Here is an 18,363-nt window from a genome sequence, read left to right on the forward strand (position 1 = left end):
GTTCAGTCGGACGCAGCGTCCAGCCGTTGCTGCAGTTTGTTCATGCCTGCGAGCCAACGATCGGTCTTCTCCGCGCGGACCTGGTAGTAGCCTGCGACCTCGGCGTGCGGGAGGATCAGGAACTCGTCGCCCTCGAGCGCCTTCTCGACGGCGACGGCGATGTCGTCGACCGTGAGAGCGACGTCGTGACTGAGGAGTTCTTCCAGCGGTCCGGAGTTCTGCAGCATCCGCGTCTGCACGCCCTGCGGGCAGATGGCCTGCACCACGACACCGCGGTGCCGGTAGGTGACGGACAACCATTCGGCGAACGCGACGGCGCCGTGTTTGGTAACCGAGTAGGCCGGTGCACCGAGCATGGTGAGCAGCCCCGCCGCCGATGCCGTGACGACGAAGCGGCCGCCGCCGCGCTCGATCCACTCCGGCACCAGGCGTCGGGCCGCATGCACGTGGGCCAGCACGTTGACGTTCCACGACAGGTCCCAGTCGGCGTCGTCGGCGTCGAGTCCGCGGCCACGGTCCACGCCGGCGTTCGCGAACCATGCGTCGATGGGCCCGTAGGCGGCCTTCGCCGTCGCGATCAGCGCATCGACGCCCTCCTGCGAGGCTGCGTCGCCGGGCGCTGCGTGCGCGGTGCCGCCCGCATCGACGATGGCGGCGACCGTGCGCTCCACGCCCGCCTCGTCGAGGTCGGCGACGACCACCTTGGCGGCGCGGGCCGCCATCGCGGCGGCGAGCCCCGCCCCGATGCCGTTGCCCGCCCCGGTGACGACGATCGTCTTACCCGCTGGATCGAACGCAGTCATCAGACACCGCCGCCCAGCAGCACGCCGCCGTCGACGACGAGCGTCTGCCCGGTCATCCAGCCGGCGTCCTTCGAGAGCAGGAAGGCCACGACCGAACCGATGTCGTCGGGCTCGCCGAGCCGCTTGAGCGCGTACGCGGCCGAGACCTCCTCTTCGCGTCCCTCGTACAGGGCGGTCGCGAAGCGCGTCTTCACCACGGCCGGAGCGACGGCGTTGACGCGCGTCTTCGGTCCGAGTTCCCAGGCCAACTCCTGGGTCAGGTGGATGACGGCGGCCTTCGAGACCCCGTAGAACGCGATTCCGGGTGCCGGTCGCAGTCCCGCGACCGACGCGACGTTGACGATCGCGCCGCCGTGCTCGCCCTGCCACGCCGCCTGCACGGCCTGCGTCCAGCGCAATGCGGACACCACGTTGACGTCCATGATCTTCCGCGCGGCCTCCGGGTCCATCTCCATGAGCGGACCGTAGGTCGGGTTGATGCCGGTGTTGTTGACGAGCAGGTCCACGCTGCCGAAGGCGTCGACGGTCTTGGCGATCGTGTCGGCCTGGTGGTCGGGATCGTCGGCACGTCCGGCGACCGCCAGCGCGACGTCCTTGCCGCCGAGCTGCTCGACGGCGGCGTCGAGCGCCTCCTGCTTGCGCGCGGTGATGGTGACCTTGGCACCCTCGGCGACGAGTCGCTCGGCGATGGCCAAGCCGATTCCTCGGCTGGCGCCGGTCACGATGGCGGTCTGGCCCTTGAATCGCTGCGGATCGATCTCTACCACGGAATCTCCTCGGATGAGCTAACGTAGACAATGACTAAGCGCTTGCTTAGCTGTTAGGCTCCAGATTGCACGAAGTTGAGACGTACGTCAACCCACCGGAGCGAATGAGAAAGTAGTCACGTGGCCCGAGAACAGGATCCGACCGGCCAGGCGGCCGCGCGGTCGGCCGCGACCCGGAGGCGGCTGCTCGCCGCGGCGGCACAGGCGTTCGCCGACCGCGGATTCCACGGGACGACGACGCGCGACATCGCGAGCGCCGCCGGAATGAGTCCGGCCGCGGTGTACGTGCACTATCGCTCCAAGGAGGAGCTGCTCTTCCAGCTCTGCCAGACCGGTCACGAGGACATCATCACCGTTCTCGACGGCGCCGACGATCCGGCCGACTCCCCCACCGCCCGGCTGGCCGCCGTGATGCACGCCTTCGCGACGCGTCACGCAGCAGGCCACACCAGTGCCCGCATCGTGAATTACGAACTCGGCGCCCTGGAACCCGACCACCGCCGCGCCGTCGGACTGCTGCGGAGGGAGATCACCCGCCGCATTCGCGCCATCGTCGACGCGGGAGCAGACTCCGGCGAGTTCGATGTCGACGACCCCCGCACCACCACCAACACGCTGCTGTCGATGGGCATCGACATCTCCCGGTGGTACTCCGAGGACGGGCCGCTGAGCGCAGCTCAGATCGGCGACTTCTATGCGAAGGTCGCCTTACGCGTCGTCGGGGCGGCCGTTCGGCCGACCGAATGAAATTGATTTGCGACACACCGCATCGGCGCGGGAACATTTCGGGGCCGGTATACGTCTGACAGAGTGAAGGACGACGAACCGATTCGCGGTTCGCCGGCTATGGGACGGAGGACGACATGAGCAACACCGCCACGACCGCACCCGAACGGACACCGCTGACCGCCGCTGATCGGTGCGACCGCTGCAGCGCTGCCGCGCAGGTGCGTGCAACACTCCCGGCAGGTGGAGAGCTTCTCTTCTGCCGCCACCACTACAACGACCACGAGGCGCGCCTCGCCGAGATCGGCGCCGTGATCGGCTGACCCCTCCGACCCGGACACCGTCGCGGCATCCGTAGTCGCCGCGCCCCGCAGAGCCCTGTGGACCTCACCAGGTCCGCAGGGCTTTGATTCGCATCTGGAGCTGTTCGGCCGTCGCCATCGCGGTCGGCGGTCCGCCGAGCCGAGTGCGCAGCTCGTTGTGGACCTGACCGTGCGGCTTGCCCGTCCGGTGATGGTGCAGCGCGACCAGGGTGTTCAGTTCCTTGCGCAGCGCGTGCAGATTCTCGCCGGTCTGTCGCTCCGCCGCGTTCGGCGCGGCGTGGGCCTGCTCGTCGTCGGCGGGGCGCGCCTTCGACGCGGCAGTGCGGCGCGTGACCTGATCGGCCTGACGCTGCTGGAGCAGCGTTCTGACCTGATCGGCGTCCAGCAGTCCGGGCAGGCCCAGGTAGTCCGACTCCTCCTCGGACCCGACGAACGTCGTCGTACCGAACGAGGCGCCGTCGTAGATGACCTGGTCGAGTTCGGCGTCGGCGTGCAGCGACTCGAAGGCCTTCTCTTCCTCGCCCGGCTCGTCCTTCTGCTTGTTGGCGTCGGCGAGCAGACCGTCGTCGAGGCCGTCGGACTCGCGGTGCGGTTTACCGAGCACATGGTCGCGCTGGGCTTCGAGCTTGCTGGCGAGGTCCAGCAGCACCGGCACCGACGGCACGAACACGCTCGCCGTCTCGCCGGGGCGCCGCGACCGCACAAAACGGCCGATCGCCTGCGCGAAGTACAGCGGGGTCGACGCATTGGTGGCGTACACCCCGACCGACAGGCGGGGCACGTCGACGCCCTCGGACACCATGCGCACCGCGACCATCCACTCGTCGTCGCTCGCGGAGAACTCCGCGATCCGCGCTGACGACTTCGGGTCGTCGGACAGGATGAGGCTCGGCTTCTTGCCGGTCATCGCCGTCAGCAGTTCGGCATAGTCGCGAGCGGTCTGCTGGTCGGTGGCGATCACCAGGCCGCCGGCGTCGGGCACGCCCGAGTCGCGCAATTTCAAGAGGCGCCGGTGTGCGGCGCTCAGCACGGCCGGAATCCAGTCACCATGCGGGTCGAGCGCGGTGCGCCACGCCCGCGAGGTCTGCTCGGCCGACAGCGGCTCGCCCAGTCGCGCCGTGAACTCCTCCCCCGCGCTGGTCCGCCAACTCGCCTGCCCCGAATACGCCAGGAACACCACCGGGCGCACGACGCCGTCGCGCAGGGCGTCGGCGTACCCGTACGAGTGGTCGGCCTTGGAGCGCTGCCCACCGCCCGGCTCCGGCTCATAGGTGACGAACGGGATCGGCGAGTCATCGGACCGGAACGGCGTACCGGTCAGCGACAGCCGTCGAGTGGCGTCGCTGAACGCCTCCCGGATGCCGTCGCCCCACGACTTCGCGTCGCCACCGTGATGGATCTCGTCGAGAATCACCAGCGTGCGGTAGTTCTCGGTGCGCACGCGATGGCGTGCCGGATGCGCCGCCACCTGGGCGTAGGTGAGCACGACGCCGTCGAAGTCCGAACTCGTCGCCCCGGTCGAGTTGGAGAAGTTGGAGTCGAGCGCGATGCCGATCCGCGCGGCGGCCTGCGCCCACTGATGCTTGAGGTGCTCGGTCGGCGCGACGACGGTGATGCGCTCCACCGTCCGATCGGCCAGCAGTTCCGTGGCCACGCGCAGACCGAACGTCGTCTTGCCTGCACCCGGCGTCGCCACCGCAAGGAAGTCGGTGGGCCTGCGGGTCAGGTATTTGGTCAGTGCGCGGCGCTGCCACGCGCGCAACGGCGCGCCGGAACCGACGCGTTGCGCGGTGGCGTCGTCGATCAGATCCCCCTCGTTCGAACTGCGGTCGTCGACCGTCCCCACCCCATTATCGATCTGCGTGCTGGTCACCGTGCTCCTGCACCCTCGGAAAGAAAAAACCTCCCCGAGTCTACCCCTGCGCCACGCCGCACAGCGGCCCCGCGCGTCGTCTCGGGGCGCGGTCCGCCATGCTGGTAGACATCGCAACTGACGACGAGATCGAGACCGACGACGTCGCGGACCATGACGGGGACGGCCTGCCCAAGCGCAGGCCGAGCCTTCGATCGGTGGCCCGCGGAATTCCGCGTGTCGCGTGGCGCACCACCGTCAAGGCGTGGGACGACTCGATCATCGGCTGGGCCGCGCAGGCCGCGTTCTGGCAGGCCCTGTCGCTGCCGCCGCTCCTGCTGGGAGTCCTCGGCAGCCTCGGCTACATCGGCGGCTGGTTCGGTCCGGACACGGTCGACATCATCACCGACCGCATCATCTCGTTCTCCGAGCGCGCCTTCACCCCCAACGTCGTCGACGATCTGATCGCTCCGACCGTCGAGAACGTGCTGGGCCGGGGGCGGGTCGCCGTCATCTCGCTGGGCTTCGTGCTCTCGCTGTGGGCCGGGTCGTCGGCCATGTCGTGCTTCGTCTCGTCGATCGTCCACGCGCACGGCCAGCACCAGATCCGCAATCCCGTCTGGCAGCGGATCTTCGCGCTGATCATCTACCTATTCTTCCTGATCGCGTGCGTGCTGATCCTGCCGCTGGTCGCGTTGGGTCCCACCTACCTGCACCGGGTCCTCCCCGACGCCTGGGATCCCGCCATCTCCGATCTCGTGGACTGGGGCTATTTTCCGTTCGTCGGAATCCTGCTGATCGGTGCACTCGTGGCCCTGTACCGCTTCGCGCTGCCCTACCCGCTGCCCTGGCACCGGCTGATGCCGGGGGCGCTGCTCGCGGGCGTCTTCTTCTGGTTCGCCACCTATGTGCTGCGGTTCTACCTGACGGCGTTGACCAACACCGGCTACACCTACGGCGCGTTGGCGACCCCGATCGCCTTCCTGCTGTTCACGTACTTCCTCGGCTTCGCGATCGTCCTGGGCGCCGAGTTCAACGCCGCCGTCGAGGAGTTGTGGCCGTCGCGGGGCGGAGGCGGCGTCGTCCGCAACTGGGTCTCCACGCAGACCATCGAACTCACCGACACCCTGCGGAACCGCGCGCTGAACGGCCACGGATCGTCGAACGACGACGACCCGCGCCGCTGACTCCGCCCAGCGCGGTCACTTCTCGAGCAAAGTCACTTCTTGAGCTTCTCGTAGATCTTCTTGCACTTCTCGCACACCGGGGAGCCGGGCTTGGCCGCCTTGGTCACCGGGAACACCTCGCCGCACAACGCGACGACATGCGTTCCCATGACGGCGCTCTCGGCCATCTTGTCCTTCTTCACGTAGTGGAAGACCTTGGGAGTGTCGTCGTCCTGCTCGGTCCGTTCGTCGATGTCCGGACGTTCGATCGTCTGAGTAGCCATACAGCCATTGTGACAGAGTCGACGACCACCCAGCGTGACAGAATTGACGATATGGATGAGCGACGACGACACGACAGGGACGCCGAGAACTTTCTGATCACCAGCGCCGAACCCGACCGTGACGCCGTCTTCAAAGCCCGCAAGCGCCGCTACTTCATCATGATGAGCATTCGCATTCCGGCGCTGATCATCGCCTCGATCGTGTACGGCATCACCCAGAACGGCTGGATCGCCGTCGCGATCATCCTGGTCTCGATCCCGATCCCGTGGATCGCCGTCCTGAAGGCCAACGACCGGGAGCCGCGCAAGCACGGCGAGGTGCCTCTCTACCACTATGGCAGCGCCCATCCGGTGCAGCCGTCCCTCACCGTCGACCCCACCCCACCGAGCACGACCACCTTCGACAACGATTCCGATCATCCCGTCATCGACGCGGACGAGGACGGCGTCGAGGAGGACGGCGTTGAGGAGGAGGCTGCCGAGGACGACCATCCAGATGACGAGGGGAAGCCGACCGATGGGGCTGCGTGACGCGCTGAGCCGCTCATTCGCCCGTCGACGACGAGGAACCGGACCCATGATCGAACTCAAGACACCCGCCGAGATCGAGAAGATCGCCGTCACCGGACGGTTCGTCGCCGCGGTGCTCGCCGATCTGTCGAGAAGAGCGCAGCCCGGCGTCGACGTGATGGATCTGGAGCATCGCGCCCGCGACATGATCGCCGACCGCGGTGCGCAGAGCTGCTACTGGGACTATTCGCCGTCGTTCGGCGACGGTCCGTTCCGCAACGTGGTCTGCCTGTCGGTCAACGACGGCGTCCTCCACGGTCTGCCGCATCCGCACGTCCTCGCCGAGGGCGACGTCCTCACGCTGGATTTCGCGGTCTCGATCGACGGTTGGGTGGCCGACGCGGCGACCACCGTGCAGGTCGGCTTCGACGACGACGTCGCCTCTCGACCCGAGGATCCCGACGCCCGCCTCATCGACTCCACTCGACGCGCGTTGGACGAGGGCATCGCCGCCGCACTGCCGGGCGGCACGCTCGGCGACATCGGCGCGGCGATCGGCGCCGTGGCCGCCGCCGACGGCTATCGGGTCAACACCGGATTCGGCGGCCACGGCCTGGGACGCACGATGCACGAGGATCCGCACGTGCCCAACCTCGGTCGGCGCGGCCACGGAATGGAGTTGCCGCCGGGACTGGTGATCGCCGTCGAACCGTGGTGGGCGATCGGCACCGAGGAGATCGTCTACGACCCCGACGGCTGGACCATCCGCTCCGCCGACGGCAGCAACACCGCGCACTCCGAGCACACCATCGCGATCACCGAGGACGGGCCGGTGATCCTGACCGACGGTCGGGACGCCCCGGGTCACTGAGCGCCGACGGACGCTCCGCGGGGAACCACCAGCGGACCGCCGGAGATCGGATCCTCGATCACAACGTTCGGCAGATCGTAGATCTCCTCGACGCGTGAGCTGGTGACGACGTCGGCCGGCGCACCGTGCGCGACGATCCGACCGTCGCGCATGGCGATGATGTGGTCGGCGTACCGCGCCGCCTGATTGAGGTCGTGCAGGACCGCGACGATCGTTCGACCGCGACGGTTCAACGCGGCGAACAGTTCCATCAACTCCACCTGGTGCGCGATGTCCAGGAACGTGGTCGGCTCGTCGAGCAGTAACAGATCCGTCTGCTGGGCCAGGACCATCGCCACCCAGACCCGCTGCCGCTGACCGCCGGAGAGCTCGTCGACGCGCCGGGGCGCCAGCGCGCGCGTACCGGTGGCGTCGAGCGCCTCGCCGACGGCCGCCTCGTCGTCGGGAGACCATTGGCGCAGCAGGCCCTGGTGGACGTATCGGCCACGGGCGACCAGATCGGCGACGGTGATGCCGTCCGGAGCGATCGCCGACTGCGGCAGCAGGCCGAGGCGCCTGGCGACGTCCTTCGCCGACCTCGCGGTGATCTCCTTGCCGTCGAGCACCACGCTTCCCTCGGTCGGCGCCAGCAGACGCGACAATCCGCGCAGGAGTGTGGACTTGCCGCAGGCATTGGGACCGATGATCACGGTGAACGAACCGTCCGGGATCGCGGTCGTGAGATCAGCGATGATCGGCGTCGAGTCGTAGCCGAGGGTGACACCGTCGGCCCTCAGTCGCGACTTCGACATGACGATGTGGTCAGGCACGACGACGAACCTCCTGAATGAGCATGACGACGAGATAGATGCCGCCCACCGACACGGTGACCACACCGGCGGGCAGCGTGACCGGCAGCACGTGCTGGGCGATCAGGTCGGCGACCAGAAGCAGCAGGCCGCCCGTCAGTGCGGAGACGGTCAGCGGCAGGTACGGGGTGCGGGCGAGCCTGCGCGCGATCTGCGGGGCCGCCAGCGCGACGAAGGCCACCGGTCCGACGACCGCCGTCGCGATGGAGACCAGCCCGACCGCACAGCCGAGCGCGATGGTCCGGTCCCGGGCCGGACGGACACCGGTCGCGAGTGCGACGTCGTCGCCGAGATCGAGTTGGCGCAGTCGAGGCGTCAGCAGAGCCAGCGCCGCCAGCAACGGCACGCCGCAGATCGCCGCGATCACCACGGGTTGCGCGGTGACGCCGTTGAGAGTGCCCGCACCCCACGCCGATGCGAACATGGCGGTCTCCAGCTCGGTCTCCAACAGCATCCAGGTGTTCAGCGACGCCAGCATCGCGGAGACGCCGATGCCGATCACGATCAGTCGGAAGCCCTGGAAGCCGTCGTGCCGCGCGAGAGCCCAGATGACGACAGCGGTCGCGAGTCCGCCGAGCACCGCACCGAGCGTCACCACCGACCAGCCCGCGGAGAAGACGACCACGGTCAGCAGCATGCCGGTGAACGCACCGTTCGCCAGGCCCAGGATGTCGGGGCTCGCCAACGGATTGCGCGTCACCGTTTGGAACACCGCGCCCGCGACGGCGAGGAAGCCGCCGAGCAGCACGGCCGCCAGCGCCCGGGGCACCCGCCACGCCAGCACCACCGTCCGGTCCACTCGCTCGCCGCCGCCCAGCAGCACCTGCACGATCGTGGTCGGACTGACGTGATACGACCCGAACGCCAACGCGGCGACTCCGCAGACCAGAATCACCGCCATCAACGCGACCGCGACGACCACGCTGCGGCGGCGGAGCGCGACGCTGTACCCGCCCGCGGAGAGCACGGTGCGGTGGTAGCCCACGTCGACCGGCCGTGGTTTCAGGGTCGTCATGCCAGGGTGCTCGCTTTCCGGCGACGGGCCAGGACGATCAGGACCGGCGCACCGACGAACGCGGTGACGATCCCGACCGGGATCTCGGCGGGTGCGATCAGCAGGCGGCCCACCACGTCGGACACCAGGACGATCACCGGCGCCAGGGCCACGGATCCGGCGAGCACCGCGCGCTGGTCGACGCCGAACGCCCACCGAGCCACGTGCGGCACCATCAGCCCGATGAACGAGATCGGGCCCGCGATCGCGGTCGCGGTCCCGGCCAGCAGCGTCACCGCGACGATGGTGCCGGTGCGGATCGCGCCGACGTTGGCGCCCTGGGCCCGCGCGACGTCCTCGCCGAGCGCGACCGCGTTGAGGCCGGGCGTCAGAAACACCGCGACCACGAGCCCGGCGGCGATGAACGGAATCGCCGGAACCACGACGTCGAACCCGCGTTCCAGGAGCGACCCGGCGTTCCACGACCGCATGTGGTCGAAGGCATCCGGGTCGCTGAGCGTGAGTCCGGTGGTCACGCCGGCGAACACCGCACCGAGGGCGACGCCGGCGAGCGTCAATCGGATCGGGTCGGCGCCGCCGCGGCCCGCCGTGCCGATCAGGTAGACCCCGACGGTCACCACCAGTGCGCCGACGAAGGCCAACCACACGAACTGTCCGATGCTCTGCAGACCGAGGAAGGCCACGCCGAGCGCAACCGCGAACGCGGCGCCGGCGTTGACGCCGAGGATGCCGGGATCGGCCAACGGGTTCCGGGTGAACGCCTGGATCAGTGCGCCAGCGGCGCCGAGCGCGACCCCGACCAGGACACCTGCCACGGTCCGCGGCACGCGGAGGCCGACCACGTACTGCGCCTCCGACGTCCCGCCGCCGGTGACCACGTCGAACACCGACGACGCGGACACCGGGTTGGAGCCAACCATCAGCGAGAGGCCGACCGCCACGATCAATGCGGCGATCAGACCGCAGACACCGATCGCGACGCGGCTGGACCGGTCGACGGCGACCCCCGTCACCGCTGTGTATCCGTCACTGCTGTGTATCCGTCACTGCTGTGTATCGAGGAAGTGCTCGATGTCGTCGAGCACCAGCGAGCCGCCCTTCGGTCCGACGCCGGACACCCAGTAGCTGGTGTCGACGAGCGTCACCGACGGGAAGTCCTTGCTGTTTGCCGTGATCGCGGCGGGGATCGTCGATCGATCGTCGACGTCGGAGGTGGTGACGAAGACGTAGTCGGCCTTGGCCCGGAGGATGTTCTCCGGGGAGATGTCCGCCTGCAGACCGTCCTTCCACTCCTGGTCCGGCAGTGTCAGGCCGACGCACGTCAGCGCACTGCCTGCGAACGACGTCGGGCCGTACACGCTGAGCGTGGTCTCGTCGCGCGGACGGATCAGGTTCGCGGTCTTGCCCTCGACGTCGAACTTGTCGCGGATGCTCGCGCATCGGTCGTTGAATCCGTCGACGAGTTCTTGCGCCTTGTCCTTGCGGTTCATCGCCTCACCGATCAGCAGCACGTTCTCCTGCCACGGATCGGCCTGAGTCTTCATGAACACGGTGGGCGCGATCGCCGACAGTTGGTCGTACAGCTTCGAGTGTCGCGATTCGGTGCCCAGGATCAGGTCGGGCGTCAGCGCTGCGATGGCTTCCAGATCCGGCTCCGGCACCGTGCCGACCGGCGTGACGCCGTCCACCCCGAGGTACTCGGGAACGCCCTTGACGTTGCTGGCGACGGCGGCGCCGACCGGCGTGACGCCGAGGGCGACCGCGGTGTCGAGTTCCACCGGTTCCAGCACCACCACGCGCTGCGGGTCGTCGGGAACCTCCGTGCTTCCGCGGGCGTGCTCCACACTGTGCACCTGCGACGAACTGGAGTCCGACGAGGCGTCGGTGGAACAGCCGGCGACGGCGAGCACGACCGCCGCGGCCAGCGAGGACGTGGCGACGAGCAGTCGACGAGTTGAGAACGGGCGCATGTGGAACCTTTCGCATGCAACTAGTGAGTCAGCGAAGGCTACCCTACTAGTGCGACTCTGATCACACCGCGTCGAGGTCACCCTGCCCGCGATTCCGGTATCCTAAGTAACTTCTCAGCAACGGCGGGAACCTTTCTGGAACTGCGGGCGTTGGACCTGGTGAACGCACGATGAATCGCATCTCCAGGAGGTCGCATGGCTCACTCGACGATTGCCCGCCCGTCCGAAGCTCGCTCCACCCGCACTCGCCCGGCTCTGACCGAGCAGGATCTTGATGCTCAGTCGCCGTCCGCCGACCTCGTCCGCGTCTATCTCAACGGGATCGGCCGCACCGCGCTGTTGAACGCAGAGCAAGAGGTAGACCTGTCCAAGGCCATCGAGGCCGGTCTCTACGCCAAGCATCTCCTCGCCACCAAGAAGCGCCTGTCGCCCGCCAAGAAGCGCGACTACGCGATCCTGGTACGGCAAGGTGAGCAGGCGCGAGCACACCTCCTCGAAGCCAACCTCCGCCTGGTGGTGTCGCTCGCGAAGCGCTACACCGGCCGCGGCATGCCCTTGCTCGATCTCATCCAGGAAGGCAACCTCGGTCTGATCCGCGCGGTCGAGAAGTTCGACTACACGAAGGGCTTCAAGTTCTCCACCTACGCCACCTGGTGGATCCGGCAGGCGATCAGCCGCGGCATGGCCGACCAGAGCCGCACCATCCGCCTCCCCGTCCATCTGGTGGAGCAGGTGAACAAGATCGCTCGCATCCGCCGCGAACTGCACCAGCAGCTCGGCCGTGAGGCGACCGACGAGGAGCTGGCCCTCGAGTCCGGCATCCCCGCGGCCAAGATCGCCGATCTGATGGATCACAGCCGCGACCCGGTGAGCCTGGACATGCCGGTCGGCAACGACGAGGAGGCGCCGCTCGGCGACTTCATCGAGGACGCCGAGGCCACCTCGGCCGAGACCGTCGTCATCGCCAACCTGCTGCACTCGGACATCCGCAAGGTGCTCGCGACGCTCGACGAGCGCGAGATGCAGGTCATCACCATGCGCTTCGGACTGGACGACGGTCAGCCGCGCACGCTCGACCAGATCGGCCGCGCCTTCGGGCTGTCGCGCGAGCGCGTCCGCCAGATCGAGCGCGAAGTGATGAGCAAGCTCCGGCAGGGCGAGCGCGCCGACAAGCTGCGCGCCTACGCCAGCTGACCCCGCCGAAGACCAGGCGACTGGGCTGACCGATCCCCCTCGACGTCAGCCCAGTCGCCGGGGCCCGGTGTCCGCGAGAGTGGGCACCGGGCCCACTTTTATCTGCGAACCCAGGACCGCGATCCCGTCCGGCGACGTCAGGATCGGATCCAGGTACAGTTCCCGGATCTCCGGAACGTCGTCGATCAACGCCGAGACCCGCTGCAGCAGATCCACCAGCCGGGCCGGATCGGTGCCGTCCTCGGCGAGCAGAACCTGCACGCTCGGTTCGTCGACCAGTTCCCGCGCATCGTGCTCGGTGAGCGGAATCGACCGATAGCTGCGGTCACCGAGAGCCTCGAACAAGCGCCCGGACAGCCCGAACGAGATCAACGGACCGAACGACGGGCTGTCGGTGACCCCGATGCACAGGCCGACCCCCTTCGCCGCCATCCGCTGCACTTGGAGTGCAGAACTGCCGGTCAGCGCCTGCAGCTCGTTGAAGGCAGTGATCACCGCGGTCGCGTCGGAGAGGTCCAGACGCGCGCCCTCCCGATCCACTCGACCCACCCAGCCCGGCGAGGTCGACTTCACCACGACCGGGAAGCCCAACTCCCGCGCGGCGGCCGATGCCTCGTGCATCGAGGAGACGTCGCGGAACGGCACCACGTCGATGCCGTACTGCGCCAGCACGTACGCGCCCTCGCCCGCCGTCAACGTCCGGTCGGCGCCGTCGGACATCGCCTCGCGGACGAAACTGCGCGCGTCCTCCGGCTGCGCATTCGCGATGGCCGCGGGCTGCAGGGCCGGACGCGTGCGCCACTTCGCGTAGCGCCACGCCTGCGCGAGAGCACTCGCCGCACGCTCCGGCGTCGGGTACGACGGGATGGAGCCGCGAATCGGCAGACCGTCGGCGCCGGTCCGGGACAGCCCCTCCGGCACACCTTCGACAGCGAGGAAGGTCGTGACGACCGGCTTCACGGGGACGTCGCCGCCGTCCGCGGGCCGCGTCGCCTCCATCAGACCCAGCGCATAGTCGGACGAGTCGACGGCGACCGGTGGGACGAAGACCACGATCACCGCGTCGATCGTGTCGTCGCCCATCGCCGCCGCGACGGCGGCAGTCAACTCCTCGTGGGTCACCGCGGGACCCAGATCGACCGACGAGACCACGTCGAGTCCCGAGGTGCGCGCGGTGTTGCCCGCCAGCGAGGCGATCACCGACGAGTTGCCCACGATCGCCGTGCGCGGACCGGCGGGCAACTGTTGATAGGCCAGCACCGTCGCACAGTCGAAGAGTTCGGCGATGGTCTCGACCTGGATCACCCCGGCCTGCTCCAGGACCATCTGCGCCACCCGATCGTCCCGGACCGGCCCGGTGCGCTGCGCGTGGACCGGCGACATGGCTCCGCTGCCCGATTTGATCGCCACGATCGGCTTCTTCGTCGCCACCCGCCGGGCGATGCGGCCGAACTTGCGCGGGTTGCCGAAGCTCTCCAGATACAGCAGCACGACATCGGTGTCGTCGTCGGTGTCCCAGTACTGGAGCACGTCGTTGCCGGACACGTCGGCGCGGTTACCGGCCGAGACGAACGTCGAGAGGCCGATCTGCCGATGCGCCGCGGTGTCGAGGATCGCGATGCCGAGGGCGCCGGACTGGCAGAAGAACCCGACGCGTCCGGCGCCCGGGATCCGCGGCGCCAGCGAGGCGTTGAGCGCGATCTCGCGGTGATTGTTCACCACGCCGAGAGCATTCGGGCCCACCAGGCGCATGCCGTGCTGCCGCACTTGCTCGGCCAGTCGTTTCTCGTTCTCCAGTCCCGCGCTTCCCCGCTCACCGAAGCCCGCCGACACGATGACCAGCGTCCGCACCCCCTTGGCGAGACAGTCGTCGAGCACTTGATCGATCCGTGCGGCAGGCACGGCGATCACCGCGAGATCGACCGGATCGGGGATGTCCCGGACTGTCGAATACGCACGGATGCCCCGGACCGACGGCGGTGCGACGCGCTGTTTGGCGTGCGGGGTCCGGGTGCGGTTCGTGGCAGCGTGGTCGGGTTCCGGGGCATCGACGACGGGGCCGTTGACGGGAAACACCGGTCCGGTGAATCCGGCAGCCAGGATGTTCGCGAGGAGCACGTTGCCGACCTTCTTCGAGTCGGTGGACGCGCCGATCACGGCGACCGACTGCGGACGCAGCAGATTCGCGACGCTCCGCGCCTCGGAGGCGCGTTCGCGCGCGTTGCGCACCGAAGTCAGGGCCTCGGTCGGATCGATCAGGAACTCGACGTGCACGGTGCTGCCGTCGAAGGCGCGACTGATCTGGTAGCCGGCGTCGCGGAACACTGCGACCATGTTCGGATTCTCCGAGAGCACCTCGGCCTCGAACCGCGTGAAGTGGTTCTCGGCGGCGGCTCCGGCGAGATGCTCCAGCAGGACCGGACCCAGTCCCCGTCCCTGGTGGTCGTCGGCGACCACGAACGCGACCTCCGCCGAGTGCGGCTTACCGTCTGCGGCGAGCCCCTCGTAGAGGCCCATCGCGATCACCTCGTCACCGAGGAAGGCCAGCAGCGCCACGCGGTTGCGGTAGTCGACGGTGGTCATCCGCACCACCTCGCGCGGCGGCAGCGTCGGAGTGGGACCGAAGTACCGCATGTAGCGGGTGCGCTCGCTGAGCCCGTTGTGGAAGGCGACCAGCAGGTCCGCATCGGCGGGCAGGATCGGCCGGATGTGGACCACGCCTCCGTCGGAGGCGAGGACGTCGGCACTCCACTGCCGCGGGTACTCGCGCGGGAGGGCGGGCTCGGTCGACGTGCTCTCCGCGGTCGGATTCGCCGCCGGGGTGCTGTCGGCTGTGGGGTTCTCAGTCACGGGGGTCCTCCGGGTCCAGGCCGTGCAGCGGGAAGACGGCACGTCGAGTGGCGATGATGGCTTTGTCGGTCTGCCGCTGCACTGCCTCCGACACGCCCGGTGGCGGTTCGGCGCCGCTGTCGCCGTCCCAGGGCACGAAGTCGGTGACTCCGCCGTCGCCCATGGTGGCCTCCGGGGGCCTGCGGTAGTCGGGGTGCACGGACGCGGACAGGTCTTGCGCCCCGGCCAACCAGTCGGCGCCGATCGGCGTGGCGGGATCGATGTCTCGGTCCAGTGCGGCAGCGATCAGGTGGGTCCAGCTCCGCGGCACCACGTTGACGACCCCGTATCCCCCGCCGCCGACCGCCAGCCAACGGCCCTCGCAGTATTTGTCGGCGAGTCCCCGCAGGGCCCGAATCGCCGCAGCGTGACCGTCGACGGTGAGCGCGAGGTCGGTCAGCGGATCGTCGCGGTGGCTGTCCACACCGATCTGCGTCACCAGGATCTGCGGTTTGAAGTCGTCGATCATCGACGGGACGATCGCGTGGAAGGCGCGCAGCCACAGGTTGTCGGCGAGCCCGGGCATCAGCCCGACGTTCACCGCGCTTCCCGCAGCGTCGCCCTCCCCGACCTCCGTGGCCCAGCCCGTCCCCGGCCACAGCGTCGCGGGGTGCTGGTGCAGCGACACGGTGAGCACCCGCGGGTCGCCGATGAACTGCGCCTGGACCCCGTCCCCGTGGTGAGCGTCGACGTCGACGTAGGCGATGCGGTCGTAACCGTTCTCGAGGAGCCACTCGATCGCGATCGCGCAGTCGTTGTAGATGCAGAAACCCGCCGCGTGGCCCTTCATCGCATGATGCATGCCGCCGCCGATGTTGACCGCACGACGCACGGCGCCGCTCGCGATGGCCTGCGCCGCCGCGAGCGAGCCGCCGACCAGCATCGACCCCGCCTCGTGCATGCCCTCGAAGATCGGATTGTCCGCACTGCCCAGCCCGAAGAGCCGTTCGAGCACCGGGGCGTTCATCGAGGCGGCACCGTGGCTCACGGCCCTGACCGCATCCACGTAGCCCTGCGAGTGGACGGTGGTCAGCACCGCGTCGTCCACCGGCAGTGGTTCGGCCGTGTCGACGTCGTCGAGGACGCCGAAACTCCGGGCCAACGACATGGTCAGCGCCAGTCGCACCGGACTCATGGGGTGGGTGTAAGCCCACTTGTAGTCCATGAAGTGATCACTCCAGATGATCGCCGCGCTCATCGTCCCGCCTCATCTCCCGTTATTTCCTGTCACGCTAACGGTTTCACGCCGGTGAGGCACGACATCGCCTCCCCCGAGTTGGACCGATTCCAGGTAACCTGAGAGTCGGCGAAAGGACACTGGCTTCCGTGAACGATCTTGTCGACACCACAGAGATGTATCTGCGGACGATCTACGACCTTGAAGAGGAGGGGATCATTCCGCTGCGCGCTCGCATCGCCGAGCGCTTGGAACAGAGCGGGCCGACCGTCTCACAGACGGTGGCACGCATGGAACGCGACGGTCTGCTGCGCGTAGCAGGCGACCGTCATCTCGAACTCACTGAGAAGGGCCGCGATCTGGCCGTCTCCGTGATGCGCAAGCACCGTCTCGCCGAACGACTGCTCGTGGACGTCATCGGGTTGCCCTGGGATCAGGTGCACGACGAGGCGTGCCGGTGGGAGCACGTCATGAGCGAGAACGTGGAGCGTCGGATCGTCGAGGTCCTCGACAACCCGACCACTTCCCCGTACGGCAACCCCATCCCGGGACTGGACCTGCTGGGCATCGATCTGACTGCGGCCGAGGACAAGGCGATCCGCCTGGTGGATCTGCCGCAGGGCGACAGCACCGTCGTCGTCGCGCGGATGTCCGAGCACGCCCAGTCCGACCCCGAGTTGATCTCGGAACTGCGGCAGGCGGGCGTGGTCCCGAATGCACGCATCTCGGTGAACGTCGCACCGCGCGCCGTCATCATCTCCACCCCGGGCCACGACGGGCTCACCCTGTCGTCGGAGATCTCGCACGCGATCTTCGTGCTCCCGAACTGAACTGCTGATCACCCCGCCGCCTCGTAGACGGCGGGCGGCAGTTGCGCACCGAGCCGCTCGGAGACCTCGAAGGCCAGTTCGGCGAGGCCTCCGAGGTCTCGGGGGCGCATGCCGTTGAGCAGCGCGGTGTCGAGCAGATTGGCCAAGTTGTAGTCGGGATCGGCCTCGTGGGCCGCTTGGAACGCGACACCGGCGTACGCGCCCTCCCCGGCCATGTAATGCAAGTGGCCGAGGAGGGTGGCCGCCGCCGCTCGCGCCGGTCCCCGCAGTCGACGCGTCAGCGTCCGCCACAGATCCTCGGCCGCCGGCCGCAGTCCGGTCAACGACAGTCCGAGCAGCGCGTCGCGCACATGCACCGACACCAGGGCGGCGGCGATTCGATTCAGTTCATGGCACGTGAGGTCGGTGTCTCCGGCGTCGAAGCGGTCGACGACGGCGAGCGTCAGTTCCAGCCCGCGCGCATCGGCGTCGTCGGGTGCGTGGTGATACGGCACGGGCGACTCCGCGCAGCACTCGGGTTCGGAGCAGTGCGCCTCCGGATCCAGCATCGTCTCCATCTCGGACCGGCGCGCCAGGATCCGGCGCCCGGAGCTCACCGCGCGCTCCAACGCGGTCGCCGAGGTGTTCGGATCGCTCAGGACGCCCGTGTCGAGCACCCCGCGGACGAAGGGCGGCCGAGGATTCGCGGTGGGGCCGGGCCGCCACACGGTGTGCCACCGCGCGTCGGCCACCGCCTCGGGCATCGCGAACGCGGCGGACAACCCGCCTGCGGGCCGGAACGCGCGATTGACCGCTGCGGCGATCTTGCGCCAGCGCGGGTCGTCGGGCGGAAAACGGTCGTCGATGATCACCGCGACCGTGCCGATCACCTCGTACGACGCCGCGAGCGCACCGAGTCGGTCGAAGAGTTGCTTCATGCCGACGGTCGGCAGTCCGCCGCGAGTGAGCTCGAGGTCGTGGCGCATGGTCGCGGCCACCACCCGGTGGTCGCGGAACGCGAGGAAGACGATGGACCGTTCCGGGACGAAGCCGAGAAGCCCCGGCACGGCGGCGAGGAGCGTGTCGGGATTCTGTCGGCCTTCGGTGTGGCCGCCTGCGGGGATGCTGAGTGAGTTGGTCATGCCCACTACCGTCGACC

General features: G+C 68.7%; 18 protein-coding genes. 7 read left to right on the forward strand and 11 right to left on the reverse strand.

Translation table 11 applies throughout. From position 1 onward, the window contains the following. Positions 1–2: 2 nt before the first annotated feature. Entirely contained in the window at positions 3–803 is an 801-nt protein-coding gene (locus tag GH2_RS11660; protein WP_066167733.1) for an SDR family oxidoreductase, read from the reverse strand. Then, positions 803–1,570: an SDR family oxidoreductase gene (locus tag GH2_RS11665; protein WP_066167736.1), complete on the reverse strand. Its 768-nt coding sequence runs from the start codon at positions 1,568–1,570 to the stop codon at positions 803–805. The genes GH2_RS11660 and GH2_RS11665 overlap by 1 nt, the downstream gene beginning before the upstream one ends. Before the next feature lie 120 nt (positions 1,571–1,690). Between GH2_RS11665 and GH2_RS11670 the strand changes: the two genes are divergently transcribed. Beyond that, positions 1,691–2,317 carry a TetR/AcrR family transcriptional regulator gene (locus tag GH2_RS11670; RefSeq protein WP_066167738.1) on the forward strand — a complete coding sequence of 209 codons (627 nt, stop codon included), beginning with the start codon at positions 1,691–1,693 and terminating at the stop codon, positions 2,315–2,317. A gap of 116 nt (positions 2,318–2,433) precedes the next feature. Next, on the forward strand, positions 2,434–2,619 hold the full coding sequence (locus GH2_RS11675) for a DUF7455 domain-containing protein (RefSeq protein WP_062392643.1): 186 nt from the start codon (positions 2,434–2,436) through the stop codon (positions 2,617–2,619). Between the two features lie 64 nt (positions 2,620–2,683). On the opposite strand, the gene GH2_RS11680 is transcribed toward GH2_RS11675, so the two are convergent. Then, on the reverse strand, positions 2,684–4,426 hold the full coding sequence (locus GH2_RS11680) for a DEAD/DEAH box helicase (protein ID WP_066168400.1): 1,743 nt from the start codon (positions 4,424–4,426) through the stop codon (positions 2,684–2,686). A gap of 164 nt (positions 4,427–4,590) precedes the next feature. Here GH2_RS11680 and GH2_RS11685 point away from each other — a divergent pair, with 164 nt between their 5' ends. Then, complete coding sequence (locus GH2_RS11685) at positions 4,591–5,658, forward strand: YihY/virulence factor BrkB family protein (protein ID WP_084247456.1); 1,068 nt, start codon at positions 4,591–4,593, stop codon at positions 5,656–5,658. Between the two features lie 32 nt (positions 5,659–5,690). On the opposite strand, the gene GH2_RS11690 is transcribed toward GH2_RS11685, so the two are convergent. Next, positions 5,691–5,921 (reverse strand): DUF3039 domain-containing protein, encoded by a 231-nt coding sequence (locus tag GH2_RS11690; protein WP_066167741.1) that lies wholly within the window; start codon positions 5,919–5,921, stop codon positions 5,691–5,693. A 51-nt stretch (positions 5,922–5,972) separates the two neighbouring features. Here GH2_RS11690 and GH2_RS11695 point away from each other — a divergent pair, with 51 nt between their 5' ends. Beyond that, complete coding sequence (locus GH2_RS11695) at positions 5,973–6,452, forward strand: DUF3099 domain-containing protein (protein WP_066167744.1); 480 nt, start codon at positions 5,973–5,975, stop codon at positions 6,450–6,452. Positions 6,453–6,498: 46 nt separating this feature from the next. Continuing rightward, positions 6,499–7,302: a type I methionyl aminopeptidase gene (gene map, locus GH2_RS11700; RefSeq protein WP_066167747.1), complete on the forward strand. Its 804-nt coding sequence runs from the start codon at positions 6,499–6,501 to the stop codon at positions 7,300–7,302. Here map and GH2_RS11705 read toward each other — a convergent pair. Genes GH2_RS11705 through GH2_RS11720 form a run of 4 tightly spaced genes read right to left on the reverse strand, consistent with a single transcriptional unit; the run spans position 7,296 to position 11,135 of the window. After that, complete coding sequence (locus GH2_RS11705) at positions 7,296–8,093, reverse strand: ABC transporter ATP-binding protein (RefSeq protein ID WP_066168405.1); 798 nt, start codon at positions 8,091–8,093, stop codon at positions 7,296–7,298. The two genes, map and GH2_RS11705, sit on opposite strands and share 7 nt — an antisense overlap. A gap of 10 nt (positions 8,094–8,103) precedes the next feature. Further along, positions 8,104–9,165: a FecCD family ABC transporter permease gene (locus tag GH2_RS11710; protein ID WP_066167750.1), complete on the reverse strand. Its 1,062-nt coding sequence runs from the start codon at positions 9,163–9,165 to the stop codon at positions 8,104–8,106. Next, a complete protein-coding gene (locus GH2_RS11715) occupies positions 9,162–10,178 on the reverse strand; it encodes an iron chelate uptake ABC transporter family permease subunit (RefSeq protein WP_244885370.1) in 1,017 nt (338 codons plus the stop codon). Before GH2_RS11715 ends, GH2_RS11710 begins: the two co-directional genes overlap by 4 nt. Before the next feature lie 30 nt (positions 10,179–10,208). Continuing rightward, positions 10,209–11,135, reverse strand: a complete 927-nt coding sequence (locus tag GH2_RS11720; protein ID WP_066167754.1) for an ABC transporter substrate-binding protein — start codon at positions 11,133–11,135, stop codon at positions 10,209–10,211. A 195-nt stretch (positions 11,136–11,330) separates the two neighbouring features. Between GH2_RS11720 and GH2_RS11725 the strand changes: the two genes are divergently transcribed. Next, a complete protein-coding gene (locus tag GH2_RS11725; RefSeq protein ID WP_066167759.1) occupies positions 11,331–12,329 on the forward strand; it encodes a sigma-70 family RNA polymerase sigma factor in 999 nt (332 codons plus the stop codon). Positions 12,330–12,374: 45 nt separating this feature from the next. On the opposite strand, the gene GH2_RS11730 is transcribed toward GH2_RS11725, so the two are convergent. Both GH2_RS11730 and GH2_RS11735 read right to left on the reverse strand, forming a co-directional pair. After that, entirely contained in the window at positions 12,375–15,179 is a 2,805-nt protein-coding gene (locus tag GH2_RS11730) for a bifunctional acetate--CoA ligase family protein/GNAT family N-acetyltransferase (RefSeq protein ID WP_066167763.1), read from the reverse strand. Beyond that, on the reverse strand, positions 15,172–16,416 hold the full coding sequence (locus GH2_RS11735) for an acetoin utilization protein AcuC (RefSeq protein WP_066167766.1): 1,245 nt from the start codon (positions 16,414–16,416) through the stop codon (positions 15,172–15,174). The genes GH2_RS11730 and GH2_RS11735 overlap by 8 nt, the downstream gene beginning before the upstream one ends. Before the next feature lie 128 nt (positions 16,417–16,544). On the opposite strand from GH2_RS11735, the gene GH2_RS11740 reads away from it, so the two are divergent. Beyond that, entirely contained in the window at positions 16,545–17,225 is a 681-nt protein-coding gene (locus tag GH2_RS11740) for an iron-dependent transcriptional repressor DtxR (protein ID WP_066167771.1), read from the forward strand. 8 nt (positions 17,226–17,233) lie between these two features. Here the strand turns inward: GH2_RS11740 and GH2_RS11745 are convergent, their stop codons facing one another. Further along, positions 17,234–18,346 (reverse strand): DUF4192 domain-containing protein, encoded by a 1,113-nt coding sequence (locus GH2_RS11745; RefSeq protein ID WP_066167775.1) that lies wholly within the window; start codon positions 18,344–18,346, stop codon positions 17,234–17,236. Between the last annotated feature and the right edge of the window lie 17 nt (positions 18,347–18,363).

The organism is Gordonia hydrophobica NBRC 16057, assembly GCF_001592365.1.
GTDB classification, from domain to species: domain Bacteria; phylum Actinomycetota; class Actinomycetes; order Mycobacteriales; family Mycobacteriaceae; genus Gordonia; species Gordonia hydrophobica.